Annotated in this window: 14 protein-coding genes and 1 pseudogene; 3 read left to right on the top strand and 12 right to left on the bottom strand. The window is 33.8% G+C overall.

The annotated features are described in order from the left end of the window. Positions 1-9: 9 nt before the first annotated feature. Complete coding sequence (gene trpF / locus QYS47_RS10885; RefSeq protein ID WP_322346094.1) at positions 10-639, top strand: phosphoribosylanthranilate isomerase; 630 nt, start codon at positions 10-12, stop codon at positions 637-639. 246 nt (positions 640-885) lie between these two features. On the opposite strand, the gene QYS47_RS10890 is transcribed toward trpF, so the two are convergent. The 3 genes from QYS47_RS10890 to QYS47_RS10900 all read right to left on the bottom strand — a co-directional run bounded on the left by QYS47_RS10890 (position 886) and on the right by QYS47_RS10900 (position 3,718). Beyond that, positions 886-1,062: a hypothetical protein gene (locus tag QYS47_RS10890; RefSeq protein ID WP_322346096.1), complete on the bottom strand. Its 177-nt coding sequence runs from the start codon at positions 1,060-1,062 to the stop codon at positions 886-888. A 240-nt stretch (positions 1,063-1,302) separates the two neighbouring features. After that, a complete protein-coding gene (locus tag QYS47_RS10895; protein WP_322346098.1) occupies positions 1,303-2,613 on the bottom strand; it encodes a DUF5018 domain-containing protein in 1,311 nt (436 codons plus the stop codon). Positions 2,614-2,917: 304 nt separating this feature from the next. Further along, the gene (locus QYS47_RS10900) at positions 2,918-3,718 is read right to left on the bottom strand and encodes a hypothetical protein (RefSeq protein WP_302124934.1); all 801 of its coding nucleotides are present in this window, start codon (positions 3,716-3,718) and stop codon (positions 2,918-2,920) included. Positions 3,719-3,908: 190 nt separating this feature from the next. Between QYS47_RS10900 and QYS47_RS10905 the strand changes: the two are divergent. Further along, a pseudogene (locus QYS47_RS10905) lies at positions 3,909-4,007 on the top strand (phosphoribosylanthranilate isomerase); the annotation flags it as partial. 131 nt (positions 4,008-4,138) lie between these two features. On the opposite strand, the gene QYS47_RS10910 reads toward QYS47_RS10905, so the two are convergent. The 3 genes from QYS47_RS10910 to QYS47_RS10920 form a co-directional block, all read right to left on the bottom strand. Continuing rightward, complete coding sequence (locus QYS47_RS10910) at positions 4,139-4,426, bottom strand: type II toxin-antitoxin system RelE/ParE family toxin (RefSeq protein ID WP_302124933.1); 288 nt, start codon at positions 4,424-4,426, stop codon at positions 4,139-4,141. Next, positions 4,423-4,653, bottom strand: coding sequence for an addiction module protein (locus tag QYS47_RS10915; RefSeq protein WP_322346100.1), 231 nt, complete (start codon positions 4,651-4,653; stop codon positions 4,423-4,425). Before QYS47_RS10915 ends, QYS47_RS10910 begins: the two co-directional genes overlap by 4 nt. Positions 4,654-4,895: 242 nt before the next feature. Next, positions 4,896-5,057, bottom strand: coding sequence for a hypothetical protein (locus tag QYS47_RS10920; RefSeq protein WP_302124931.1), 162 nt, complete (start codon positions 5,055-5,057; stop codon positions 4,896-4,898). Positions 5,058-5,229: 172 nt separating this feature from the next. On the opposite strand from QYS47_RS10920, the gene QYS47_RS10925 reads away from it, so the two are divergent. Next, a complete protein-coding gene (locus QYS47_RS10925; RefSeq protein WP_322346102.1) occupies positions 5,230-6,531 on the top strand; it encodes an IS1380 family transposase in 1,302 nt (433 codons plus the stop codon). Positions 6,532-7,448: 917 nt separating this feature from the next. Here the strand turns inward: QYS47_RS10925 and QYS47_RS10930 are convergent. The 6 genes from QYS47_RS10930 to QYS47_RS10955 form a co-directional block, all read right to left on the bottom strand. Then, a complete protein-coding gene (locus QYS47_RS10930; protein WP_322346104.1) occupies positions 7,449-7,901 on the bottom strand; it encodes a MarR family winged helix-turn-helix transcriptional regulator in 453 nt (150 codons plus the stop codon). A 3-nt stretch (positions 7,902-7,904) separates the two neighbouring features. Beyond that, positions 7,905-8,381 carry a glutathione peroxidase gene (locus tag QYS47_RS10935; RefSeq protein ID WP_322346105.1) on the bottom strand — a complete coding sequence of 159 codons (477 nt, stop codon included), beginning with the start codon at positions 8,379-8,381 and terminating at the stop codon, positions 7,905-7,907. Continuing rightward, positions 8,378-8,806, bottom strand: coding sequence for a DoxX family protein (locus QYS47_RS10940; protein ID WP_322346106.1), 429 nt, complete (start codon positions 8,804-8,806; stop codon positions 8,378-8,380). Before QYS47_RS10940 ends, QYS47_RS10935 begins: the two co-directional genes overlap by 4 nt. A 107-nt stretch (positions 8,807-8,913) precedes the next feature. Then, positions 8,914-9,549 carry a SanA/YdcF family protein gene (locus QYS47_RS10945; protein ID WP_302124925.1) on the bottom strand — a complete coding sequence of 212 codons (636 nt, stop codon included), beginning with the start codon at positions 9,547-9,549 and terminating at the stop codon, positions 8,914-8,916. 2 nt (positions 9,550-9,551) lie between these two features. Further along, on the bottom strand, positions 9,552-10,241 hold the full coding sequence (locus QYS47_RS10950; protein ID WP_322346107.1) for a TrmH family RNA methyltransferase: 690 nt from the start codon (positions 10,239-10,241) through the stop codon (positions 9,552-9,554). Between the two features lie 4 nt (positions 10,242-10,245). Beyond that, the gene (locus QYS47_RS10955; RefSeq protein WP_322346109.1) at positions 10,246-12,840 is read right to left on the bottom strand and encodes a DNA gyrase/topoisomerase IV subunit A; all 2,595 of its coding nucleotides are present in this window, start codon (positions 12,838-12,840) and stop codon (positions 10,246-10,248) included. Between the last annotated feature and the right edge of the window lie 16 nt (positions 12,841-12,856).

The following is a 12,856-nucleotide window of genomic DNA, read 5'->3' on the forward strand; positions in this document are numbered from 1 at the left end:
TTCTACAAAATGGCTTTAAAAACATTCGTTAAAATATCTGAGGTAAATAATTTAAGTGATGCACGTTATTGTGCCGGCATGACGGTGAACTTAATGGGCTTTGACTTGCAAAAAGATAATCCTTCTTATGTGAGCCCTGAAAATTTCATGGAACTTACCGGTTGGGTATCAGGCCTTGAATTTGTAGGTGAATACGGTGATGCTTCAGAAGATGAGATTAAAGCCAGTATAAAAGACTATGAACTTCATTATTTACAAACGGATAATCCTGCCATCATTCCCCTTTTTAAGGATTACAAAAGAATTCTTCGTTTTGATATGGATAAAGTGACCGATGCTGAAGCCGTTAAAAACACCATGCAAGAAGTAGAGAATGAAGTAGAATTCTTCCTTTTTGAATCAGGCAATGGAAATCACTATAAGGAGAATGTGGTCAATCAAGTTTTGGATTTATCGAAAGACCACCCAGTTGTATTAGGTTTTAACATTGATGATAATAATGTAATGAGTTTGGTTGAAAACACCTCTATTAAAGGCATTTCATTAAAAGGTGGTGAAGAAATCAGACCAGGCTATAAAGACTTTGATGAACTAGCGGATATTCTAGAAACGCTAGAGATTGATGATACAGTAGAATAGTTGGAAGATTGAAGTTGTGTGTTTGAAGTTGGAAGATAGATCAGACTTATTATGTATTAAATTTTAGTTTTTTTTTAAAGATGTAACTAGCAATTGCTAAAATAGAAATGTGATAAATTGTGAGATTATTTCAGGATTGTACACCACCATACTATAGTATTAAAAGATCTTAAATATCATATATTACTTTGCAGATTAAAAATAAAAAGGGCTTTATAAGCCCTTTTTATTTTTTGGTTTATTTTTTTATTCAATTACAATATTGTAAAATGTATTACTAAAAGCAGAGCTTCCATCACCATTGTATCTCTGAACATAGATCATGTATGTTTCAACAGGAAGATCAGAAGGAATAACAATTTCCACTACGGAATCAGATATTCTGTTTCCAGTTCTCGCTTTCGTGGCAGTCCAGCCATCCATAAATCCAACAGTTACAGAACCTGTTCCTTCACCAAAGTTCTTACCGTTAATAATTAATTTATCACCTCTTTTAACTGTTAAGCTTTCTACACTGGCAATTATTGGATCGGTTGTTGTGTTTTCTTCAACATTTATTGTTTCACTTGCTGTTACTTCTGCACCATTTGTTTCTACTACTATAGTATATTCACCACTTTCAAGTAAAGGAGGTTGTACAACATATATTCTACCGTTGTCTTCTTAACGTATGTAAGCTTCGGTTCTCACATCATTTTTAACAAAGTATACTTTGTTTTCTCCCTCAATAAAGTTTCTTCCATTGATCCTTACGATAATATTATCATCATCTGTTGAGCTAACAAAATCAGAAATAGTTGGAGCTGGAGGCAGAATTTGCACATCACCCAGAACATATTTTTCATTTCTTATATATACAATAAATGAATAAGTACCTGTCTCAAAAGATACATTATTGGGTACATTAAATGAAAAACTTGTTTCTCCTTCGGACTCTAAAGAGGGGCCGGAACTGAAACCTTCTCTAGAAAATGAAACACTTATATCACTAAAATTCTTACCAGTTATTGTTACTAGTTCACCTTTTCTGAAAGATGTAGAAATCAAATCGTCAAATTCTGGCGTTGGTGCTGCCTCTAATTCAACTGTAACTTCATAGTCCTGAGTAGAACCATCTTCAGCCGTTACGGTATAATCTACTGAACCAAAAGAAAAATCTTCTGCAGTACTATTTTCAGGAGAAATAGTTGCTCCTTCTGAAATTTCTATAGTTGGTACCAAAGCAGTTAAGTCACTGGTATTCCAAGGTAATGTAAGTGTAATAGCCTTTGAATCTTCATTGATTACGCCATTAATAGTTGGAGTAAATGCTTCAAAAGCAAAAATTAAAATTGCTTTCTCTGTGCGTGGCTCATATCCTATAGAAGCAGTATACTCTACTTCCGTACCATCTTCAGCCACAACTGTAAAGATTACATCTTTCGAAAAATCTATTTCAGTTTCAGAAGCTGGAGTCACGGTTGCAAATTCTGAAATTTCAATTGTTGGAATTAATTTAGTTAGGTCATATTTTCTAGGTATAAGAGCAGTTATAGTTTTATTCTCTTCATCTATTGTTGCTGCTAATTCTGTCTCAAATCCTTTGAAAATAAAGGTGTCAATTATAGCTTCTGTGTTTTCTAACACATTTACAGTAACTGTATATTCAGCAACAGTACCATTCTCTGCTGTTACTGTATAGACTACCGGACTAGTAAAGTCTTGTGCAGTACCTGAAGCGGGTACAACAGTTGCTTTATCCGAAATAGAAATTTCAGGACTTAAATCGGTAATATCTGTGCCACTGGGTACATCTAATGAAATTGAAAATGCTTCTTCATTTATGACACCTGAAACAGGTGGATTCATGGATGTAATAGAGAATTCCTCAATTTTGTTCAATGGACTTTTTGCTTCCTCTTCCTCCGTACATTGGAAAAATGTTAAAGCAATTGCAGAGAATAAGCATATTCTCCATAAAAGGGATTTAATCATAATTGTATATTCTTATAGTTTATAAAATAGTGCGCGAAATTAACCGAATATCTGAAAATAAAAGCTTGAATTTTAATATAAATTAATTCAAAATCGAAAATTTATATAATCCTTAGAATAGTCAAAATTTTAAGCCTATGAGTTTAAAATTAGGTGGTATTTTCATTTTAGATAGAAAAATTTATCTTAATATTTAATGCATAAAAATATAATGAGATAACCGTTTAAAAGTTTAGGAATGAAAAAGCACACCATTATTTGCATATGGTGTGCTTTCAGTATTTTTACCTATTAAAAATGGTAATTAATATTTCTGCACTTTTATATCAACCAATACTCTAGTTGAATTAATGGCTTTTAACTTTATCGCTCCTTTTTTACCCTCTTCAGTTTCAAATGTGACAATTGCAGGGAAGTCCAAAGTCCCTATAGCATTATCATCATTAATCACTGTCAAGTCATCTAATACAGCATCATCTTCCATTTCATCAAATGAGGCTACTTCAAATCCATTTTCATAATTATGGACTTTAGTTTCTTTTGCATTTGGCACTACAATGTCGTCAAAGTTGTCTTTTGGTCCTTCAAAAAAGATAAAAGGTGAATTAGATCCTTTATAAAAAAGATTAATATTTGGTCCATTTTCTTCATCTATCTCAGTGTCTAAATACATTTCGTTTTCAGAAATGGAGTAAAATCTGCCTAATTCACTACTGCCCTCTTCCTGAGAAAATTCTAAATCTTTTATTTCTAATATGGCACTGTTTCCTTCTATAGTAATAGTTTCTTCACTACTACTTTCTTCAGTACCGGAGACTGCTTTAAGTGTTATGGTGAAGTCCCCTGCTTTGTCAACCGTAATGCCATTCGGTATTTCCTCAATTGAAGTTGAATCGCTACTGCCTTCACTAAAGCTCCATTCATAAGAGCTTGCTCCGGTAGACTCATTAGTTAGATTTAATACTGCATTTGGCGCTTCTCCCTCTATCTCAACACTAAATTTTGCTTCTAAGGGTTCCCCCTCTTTATCAGCTGTTTCACTTGAATCACAAGAATAGAGAGTAATTGCTAAAACAATTAATGCGTACTTAATTTTACTTATCATATAATTTAAATTAAAAGATTAATTGCAAACGTAACTATATGTTTAGGTTTGACAAAATATGTTGAAAAAGATTATTGACATGCAGCGGTAGTATATACTAAAACTCATATTTAGATATAAAACCGTAAAGTTACTTTAGGACGATACAAGTACTTTTATAGCAGATAGCATGCTTATTGCTTCGCTATGTGCGCTATGTGGTGGTGAAGAAATCAGACCGGGCTATAAAGACTTTGATGAACTAGCGGATATACTAGAAACGCTAGAGATAGATGATGCGGTAGAATAGTTGGAAGATGGAAGTTGGGTTTTTGAAGTTAGAAGATGGAAGTCGGATGTTGGATGATGGAAGAACAGTTCTGTATCATGCTTGTGACAAAAAAGGAAACGATTGCGCAAATGAAATTGAGTGAAAATGCTTTATGCCCATTTTCCGGGATCATCTCGGGTACCCAATACAGCTATTACGATTAACTCTTTTTGATCTACAATAAAATGGATAGCATAAGGAAAATGCTCTATTAAGGCTAGGCGGGTGTTTTTATATCTGACTTGATAATGAAGTGGATTTTGAGTAATTAGAAGTAATTTTTCCTCAATCTTTTCTAAAAAGCGTATACCTAGATTTTTCTGCTTATCCTCGTACCATTGAGATGATTCTAAAATATCAAGCTCAGCTTCAGGCCTAACAATTAAGCGATAATTCACAATTGATTTCTAATGCGATTTTTAACTTCTTCCCAACTTGATCCTTCAGAAGGATCAGTTTGATATGCTGCTAATCTTTCATCTAGTACTTTTTTATGTGCTTCACTTAAACCATAATCCTCTTCTTTCAGATTTGCCTGAACCATGGCATACATTAAATTGATGAGTCGTTCATCTGCTTGGTTAATGTATTCATGAAGTAGTTCCCTAATTTGAGCTGTACCCATAACCATTGTTTTCCTTTATGTAAAGATAACAATTTCATCTTCACATTTAGTTTCAAATATTAACTTTTATCCTAATGGATGGAACTGATGAACTTTTATTAATATTTGAAATGCTCACAAAGTTGTAAAAGTAGTGCGTATTTGCGAGTCGATTTGCATGTCTCGTTCTTATTTCACTTTACAGTTTTACATTATTGTCCTTATATAACATTACTAAGATAAATCGTCATATTTACCCATTTCTATACAAGGTAGTGATCCAGCCCTATATTTTCTAAGCCAAGGCCGTATACTTCCTTGGCTTTTACCCCATATTCACTTTGCGCTTCACTATAGCTGATATCACCTGTTTCAATTCTTCTACAGACCTCAAAAATTGTACTTTCACTGTATCTTATTCCCATGATTAGCTTTATTTGTGTAAAGCTATTTCAGGACAAGACAGCTTGTTATAAGCATCCTCGTTACAACCTAAAATCCGCAGGTAAACCCAAAAATAAGCCGTAAAATACTTATCTCTAAGACTTTACGGCTTCAGTGTTTTCACCTATATTGGTGATGCAAACAAACACTGATATGAAGGTAATAAATTCGAAACAGATCAGCCCATTTGGCGGTTTGAATTTTGTTATAAAAGCTCTTGACAACCGATCAATAGGTAGTACATTAAACAACGAACTTCCTGATTTACCCAAGCAAAGCCAATTTGATTGGAGGGATATAATTTATAATTTTTGGTCAATTTATTTTTGTGGTGGTGATTGTATAGAGGATCTGTCAGAGAACTTGAAGCATACATTGAAGGACAATCCTCTTCTGAGAAGTTGCAGTCCCGACAGCTTGTTAAAAAGAATGAAGGAGTTCTCTGTTCCTTCTCAGGAATTTGGTACACCCAGAGGCAACTCTGTACACCAATTCAGCATTAACGATAAGCTAAACGAACTTAACCTGAAATTATTAAACAAAGTAGACCGAATTAAGGATAGAGAGCATCCTGTTGTACTCGACTATGACAATACCTTGATTTTCACAGAAAAATCAGATGCTAAAATGACCTATAAAAAAGCATTTGGTTATGCGCCTGGCGTGGGCATAATTGAAGACAAGGTCGTGTATATTGAAAACAGAAATGGTAACAGTGATGCTCAAACTTTACAGCAGGATACATTGGCAAGGATGTTTTCCTTACTTAAAAAGCAGGGAGTCAAAGTAGATGTTTTTAGGGCTGATTCCGCTTCCTATCAATTATCGACTTTGCTTGAAGTTGTTGAAAATGTGGACAAGTTTTATATAAAAGCAAGAATGAACGCTCAACTCTACAGCACCATAGACACTATAGAAAACTGGGAAAAGATAGAGATAGCTGGCGAAGAGGCCTACAGGGCATCAATAGAATTTTCACCCTTCAAACAAGCCGCAAGCCGACTAAAATATCAAAAACCTTTAAAGAATTATAGATATGTTGTCACCAAAATCAAGAGAATTGATGGACAACTCAACCTGTTTACAGGCGAGGATTATACTTACAGTGCTATCATCACAAATGATAAAAATTTAAGCAATGATCAAGTGGTATTTTTTTATAATCAAAGGGGGAAAATCGAACGGGAATTTGATGCATTAAAAAACGATTTTGGATGGGGAAACTTACCATTCTCGAATTTAGAACATAATACCGTATTTCTGCTTTTTTCTGCAATATGTAAGAACTTATATACTCATATCATCAAAGAATTTTCAAAAAAGGTAAAGGGGTTAAAAGCCCATTTCAGGATAAAGAAGTTCATATTCAGATTTATATGCACTCCTGCCAAATGGGTTAAAAATGCCCGCTGCTGGAAGCTAAGGATATATGGAAACCTAGCATTTAAAACTTGATAACATTATAAAAATCACCACCCCACTTATTGAAATTTAAAATAAAGCTGATGAGTTAATGGGTTTATCATGACTAAAGTTTAAAATATCAGCAAGCAATTGGTGAAATCATTGCTACTAACTTAATTTTCCTTGAAACTTTTGGTTAGAAAAATGAAATCAATAAAAAATCAACTAAAATCGAATGCTATTTTCTAGACCTGCGGATTTTAGGTACAAACGAGGACGAGCTGGGCTGATCTGTCCTGTGTCTATCCTTTTACAAATCTCATAAATTGTACTTTCGATGTATTTTATTCCCATGATTAGCTTTATTTGTGTAAACCTATTTCAGGACAAGAAAACTATACCTTCTTAATAAATGGTCTAAGTACTTTTTTTAAATACAGAAATTCAGATTTGACCATTAGATAAAATATAGCACCCAACCCTAAAAGTGGAAACAAAGCAAAAAAGTTGTTATCTAAAATGAGAGAATTAACAATCAATAGTATACCAAAAAAGCCGAACCATATGAAACTAAAATAGGTAGGTCTTCCACTAATTACCATGTTATTATTATAGATAATGATTTTAAAACAAATCAGAATACTAAGAGGAATAGGAAATAGTGTAGCCCTATAAAGACGAATAGTTTCATTTGCCTCTACTCGAGATAGATACTCTTTTTTAGAGCTGAAACGAAAATTCTGGAAATCTGAATCCTGGCATTTTCTTGAAAGAAAAAGATCCTTTTGAAACACTGCGTTTTTAATCTCTTGCTTTTGAAAAATCATTTCTCAGTCTTTTTAACTTCGTAAGTTGTTTCGTATTCCCCCCTATTCCTCGTTTTTAACGTGGATTAGCAAAATATGAGTTTTTAACTCAATATCTATATTATTTTTAAAGAATCAACTAAAATTGAATTTACGATAAGGTTAAAATTTACCGCCTAGAGTATTAATAAGTTTATTCAATGTATCGCGAAAATTCACTATTTCCTCTTCAGAAACGGATTCATCTTGAAAAGAACCTATGATTTTCTCGGGGATCTTAACCGCTTTTTCTTTGAGCTTCTCTCCTGCTTTGGTTAAGGATACAATAACTGTTCTTTCATCTTCCTTCGAGCGAGTACGCTTAATGAATTCTTTAGATTCTAAGCGTTTTAATAATGGGGTTAAGGTGTTGGTCTCAAGCATCAAGCGCTCCCCTATTTTATTTACGGTTTGAGCGTTATGCTGCCACAACACCAACAACACTAAATATTGCGGATAAGTGATATCCAACTCCTTTAAATATGGAGTATATAATTTAGTAGTTAGCCTTGAGGCAGCATAAAGTGGAAAACAAATCTGGTTCTCCAAATACAATGATGCAAATTGATCATCCATAGATTATAATAACTTCTTAATGGTAGCTTCCATTTTTTCGGGCTTAGTAGTAGGCGAAAATCTTTTAACTGGATTTCCATTTTTATCAATAACGAATTTAGTAAAATTCCATTTTATAGCGCTTCCTAATAAGCCTCCTTTTAACTTGGTCTTCAAATATTTAAAAATAGGATGTGCATTATTTCCATTTACCTCAATTTTTTCAAACATAGGGAAACTCACGCCATAATTAAGCTGACAGAATTCCTGAATTTGTTCAGAATCCCCTGATTCCTGATTTGCAAATTGATTACAAGGGAAACCCAAAATTACTAAGCCATCATCCTTATATTTTTTATAAAGATTTTCTAATCCTTCATACTGCGGTGTTAAGCCACATTTACTAGCAGTATTCACTACTACAACAGTCTTATTTTCATAATCCTTCATCGACTGATTTTCACCATTCAGTCTTTTGGCTTCATAATTATAAAAGCTCATAATTTAGTATTTAGTTTTAGTTTTAAATAATTCCATCCTGCTGTAGACCATAAAGCCCAAATTACCAATATGGGTTGAAAAAACAATCTGATCAATCTTTTTTGATCCGTATCTAATCCAAAAGCATCTATACCATTTGTGTATTGCGAGATGTTACCAGGAAATATCAGTATATAAAATACAGCTAATGCTATTCCTACTTTTGCTTTATGTTTTGTTAAAAATATCATTAACACTCCTAAAGTAATCTCCACAACTCCTGATGATAACACCACAAAATCCATAAAAGCAGGATCTGTAGGTAGCCATCTAGGAACTTGAGCAAGAAACTCATCTCTTTGAAATGTTAAGTGACCAATTCCAGCAAACGTCATGAATGCCCCTAGTATAATTCTAAAAACATTTTGAATCGTATTTGTTTTCATAAGCTATAATTATTAATTAATCTTTTCCGTTTATATCGTATACGATACAAATTTAAAAATAGTTGAAATCATTTTGCAAAATCTTTAAAATTATAAGTCAAAATAAATTACTGTTGGCTGATTTCCTGCTCCACATTGTGGTACGAATTCAGGAAATAAATATCTAATAAAGCTTTAGGGCGAGCAAAAAACTCTCTAATGGTGACTTTAGCGGATGAATAAACGGGAACCTCAGCAGCTGAATATGCAATGGCATCTAGCTCATAATGTTGACTAATATACAAGGCTCTAAAAGCATGAAATTGCTGAGTAATGATGGTGACATTATTTTGATTAAATACTTCTTTACAGCGATAAACACTTTCTAAGGTTCTTAATCCAGCCGTATCGATTGAAATAACACTATCGGGAACACCTTTTTGCATTAAAGCATTCTTCATGTCATTAGGTTCATTATAATAACGTGTTCTATTATCTCCGCTTAATAATAGACCTTTAACCTTCCCACTATGATACAAATTAGCTGCGGCTTCAATTCTATTATCAAAAAAGCTATTGGCTTCTCCTTTCATGTTGCGTTTACTAGTTCCTAAAACTAAAGCAACATCTCTTTTGGGTATAATAGCTAAATCGTCATAGATATAACCTCTTGTTTTAGAAATTATAAACACATTTGCAATAATTGCAAATACAATTGCTGAAACAAATAATAATAAGCCTAGCTTGATAGAAAACTTAATCATGATTAATGCTGAGATTCAAATTCCTTAACGAAATAATTTTCATAATCGTCAGGTCGTGCCATGCACTTTTTATACCACCTCAAACGATAATCATCTTTTAATTGTGCATTAAATTGCCATTTTTCTACAGAAGCTCTCATTTTGCTGACCAAACTATATAAAGTTAATCCAGCAGCTACCGAAACATTATAGCTTTCTGTAAACCCATGCATAGGTAATCTGATAAAATCATCCGCTAAATCTTTTGCTTCCTCACTTATTCCATCTCTTTCATTCCCCATTACAATGGCTATAGGTTGGTCTAAAGATAAGGATTCTGGTGCACTAGCTTTTTCATTGGGGCTTGTTACTACTATTCTGTAACCTTTTGATTTGAGATCATTGAATACATCGACCGTGGGAGTTGCACTTTCAGGGTATTGATGCACATCCACCCATTTAATAGCTCCCCTACTTACGCCTCTACCTAATTTAAATGCATTTTCGTTTTCAATTACATGAAAATGTTGAATCCCTAAACATTCACCCGAACGAATAATAGCATTCGCATTATGAGGATCTCGTATGTCTTCCAGCACAACACGAATGTAATCCGTTCTATTATCCAATACATTTTCTATAAATTCCTTTCTTTCGTCAGATAAGAATTCAGAGAATTTATTAATTAGAAAATGCTTTAATTCTTTATTCATGATTTTAGAATAGACCTAACTGTTCTTTGTCCTCATCTATATTGAGATCAACTGAATCACCGCTCTTATATTCTTTCTCTTCTTTCTTACTCTCAATTAGTTTAACCTTTGTAACCTCATATTGCGACAGCTTATTTCCAATTGCTTTCCAGCCTTTCACATCTATAAGCATATCAAAATCATAAATCGCAGTCTCTTTTTCACGACCCTTTCCTTTACGGAATTCAATTTCTACTTGAGGCTCTTTGTCAGTGCTAACTATCGTTAAACTAGATTTTTTATGCTCTGATATAAATACGAAAGGCTTATTAAGCGTTCTGGTTTCAATTTGGAAGCGCTTTACATAGTAATTTTTAGAAGCGCCATCATAATAAACTGAAGAGATTACTCCATTAGGATCAAATTTTTCGATCAGTTGGACTTTTTCACCATCATAGCGATTTGTCAATTCATAATTAGTCAATTCATAAGAGCCATCTTTATACACCACCAATATATTATCATCGCCATGGAAAGAGCCTATAAGCTGGCCTCTTTCGTCCGTATTTAACTTTCCAACAGATTCATCATAATATACTTTCAAGCCACCAAAGCTACTTTCACCCAGTAATTTGAATTCGATTTTCTTTACAGGGTATTTAGTGAGGATATTTCCTCCTGCACTTCTTCCTTTAATTTCTAGTTCAGCGAAATCGAAATCGAATACTTTAACTCTTGCTCTACACGCATTTGAAAGTTTCACATTGATAACTTCTGATTCACCATTAGGCCGTGCTTCTAAATACAATACTTTAGAACCTTTCGCTTTTTTAGTGAGATCATATTCTCTATCACGTGTAACAGATAAAACCTGGAATCTTTTCACCATAGTTCTACCTGTTTTTCCGTCTAAATAAGCCGCATTATACACTCTACGCTCATCATTTTTACGGAAAATATCTACATGAATAATATCCTTACCTACAAATACCTTTTCATCAATTTTCACTACTTTGTAGGTTCCATCCCTTTTAAAGGCTATCACATCATCTAAGTCTGAACAGTCCGTAACAAACTCATCCTTTTTCATTCCATACCCAATAAAGCCTTCGCTTCTATTGACGTAAAGCTTTTGGTTATTAGCTGCAACTGTATGCGCCTCAATATTATCAAAACTCTTGATTTCTGTTTTGCGCTCCCTACCTTTACCGTATTTATCTAATAACTTTTGGTAATACTCAATAGCATATTCAGTTAAGTTAGCTAAATGATGCTCCACTTGTTCTAATTCTTCTTGAAGCTTACGCATCAATTCATCAGCCTTAAACTTATCAAATTTGGAGATTCGTTTGATTTTGATCTCTGTTAAGCGGATGATATCATCTTGAGTAATATCTCTGTAAAACTCTGGCTTAAAAGGATCTAAGCCTTTATCGATTGTTTCAAGAACAGCTTCCCATGTTTCACATTCCTCAATATCTCTGTAGATTCTATTTTCAATGAAGATTTTCTCTAATGAAGAAAACAGCAATTTCTCCATTAACTCTCCTTTTCTAATTTCTAGCTCCCGCTCAAGTAAATTTAATGTATCCTCTACATTTTTCTTTAAAATATCTGTAACAGGAAGGAAATGAGGTTTATCCTCTATAATGACGCAGGCATTGGGTGAAATTGAAACTTCACAATCCGTGAAAGCATACAACGCATCAATCGTAATATCAGGAGATTGATTAGCGGCTAATTGCACCTCAATTTCAACATCTTTAGCTGTATTATCGATTACCTTTTTAATCTTAATTTTACCCTTATCATTGGCTTTAATGATGGATTCAATTAGACCAGTAGTGGTAGTTCCGAATGGAATATTCTTAATTAATAAAGTTCGTTTTTCTCCTTCCTCTATTTTAGCTCTAACCCTAATTTTACCCCCTCTTAATCCTTGGTTATAATCGGTAAAATCAGCCATACCACCTGTCGGGAAATCAGGATAGATTTCAACTTTCTTATTTTTAAGGACTTTTATACAGGCTTCAATTAGCTCTATAAAGTTATGTGGCAAAATCTTGGTCGATAAACCTACCGCAATACCTTCTACCCCTTGTGCTAATAATAATGGAAATTTAACGGGTAATGTAACCGGTTCTTTTTTACGTCCATCATATGAAAGCTGCCATTCGGTTGTCTGAGAATTGAAAACTACATCTAAAGCAAATTTAGATAAACGAGCCTCAATATAACGTGGTGCTGCTGAGCTATCTCCAGTACGAATATCCCCCCAATTCCCTTGGGTTTCAATCAAGATATCCTTCTGCCCCATGTTCACAATGGCATCTCCAATGGAAGCATCACCATGTGGATGATACTGCATGGTCTGTCCAATAATGTTCGCTACTTTATTGAACCTACCATCATCCATCTCCTTCATGGCATGCATAATACGCCTCTGAACTGGCTTAAAGCCATCTTCATTTGCTGGGACTGCACGCTCCAAAATCACATAAGATGCATAATCCAGAAACCAGTTTTCATACATTCCTGAAACCGGAATCACATCATGAAGCTTATCTTTATCTTCTCCGTTTTGATTGTTTAGCTCGTTATTTTCGTTATTCTCTTCCATTTGATTGAACCAAAAA

Source organism: Marivirga arenosa, from assembly GCF_030503875.2.
Taxonomy (GTDB): Bacteria; Bacteroidota; Bacteroidia; order Cytophagales; family Cyclobacteriaceae; genus Marivirga; species Marivirga arenosa.

Bases quoted from the DNA above. Each gene is read 5' to 3' on its own strand.
- trpF (WP_322346094.1), top strand. From the start codon at position 10: ATGGCTTTAAAAACATTCGTTAAAATATCTGAGGTAAATAATTTAAGT.
- QYS47_RS10890 (WP_322346096.1), bottom strand. From the start codon at position 1,062: ATGGATGGCTGGACTGCCACGAAAGCGAGAACTGGAAACAGAATATCT.
- QYS47_RS10895 (WP_322346098.1), bottom strand. From the start codon at position 2,613: ATGATTAAATCCCTTTTATGGAGAATATGCTTATTCTCTGCAATTGCT.
- QYS47_RS10900 (WP_302124934.1), bottom strand. From the start codon at position 3,718: ATGATAAGTAAAATTAAGTACGCATTAATTGTTTTAGCAATTACTCTC.
- QYS47_RS10915 (WP_322346100.1), bottom strand. From the start codon at position 4,653: ATGGGTACAGCTCAAATTAGGGAACTACTTCATGAATACATTAACCAA.
- QYS47_RS10920 (WP_302124931.1), bottom strand. From the start codon at position 5,057: ATGGGAATAAGATACAGTGAAAGTACAATTTTTGAGGTCTGTAGAAGA.
- QYS47_RS10925 (WP_322346102.1), top strand. From the start codon at position 5,230: ATGAAGGTAATAAATTCGAAACAGATCAGCCCATTTGGCGGTTTGAAT.
- QYS47_RS10930 (WP_322346104.1), bottom strand. From the start codon at position 7,901: ATGGATGATCAATTTGCATCATTGTATTTGGAGAACCAGATTTGTTTT.
- QYS47_RS10935 (WP_322346105.1), bottom strand. From the start codon at position 8,381: ATGAGCTTTTATAATTATGAAGCCAAAAGACTGAATGGTGAAAATCAG.
- QYS47_RS10940 (WP_322346106.1), bottom strand. From the start codon at position 8,806: ATGAAAACAAATACGATTCAAAATGTTTTTAGAATTATACTAGGGGCA.
- QYS47_RS10945 (WP_302124925.1), bottom strand. From the start codon at position 9,549: ATGATTAAGTTTTCTATCAAGCTAGGCTTATTATTATTTGTTTCAGCA.
- QYS47_RS10950 (WP_322346107.1), bottom strand. From the start codon at position 10,241: ATGAATAAAGAATTAAAGCATTTTCTAATTAATAAATTCTCTGAATTC.
- QYS47_RS10955 (WP_322346109.1), bottom strand. From the start codon at position 12,840: ATGGAAGAGAATAACGAAAATAACGAGCTAAACAATCAAAACGGAGAA.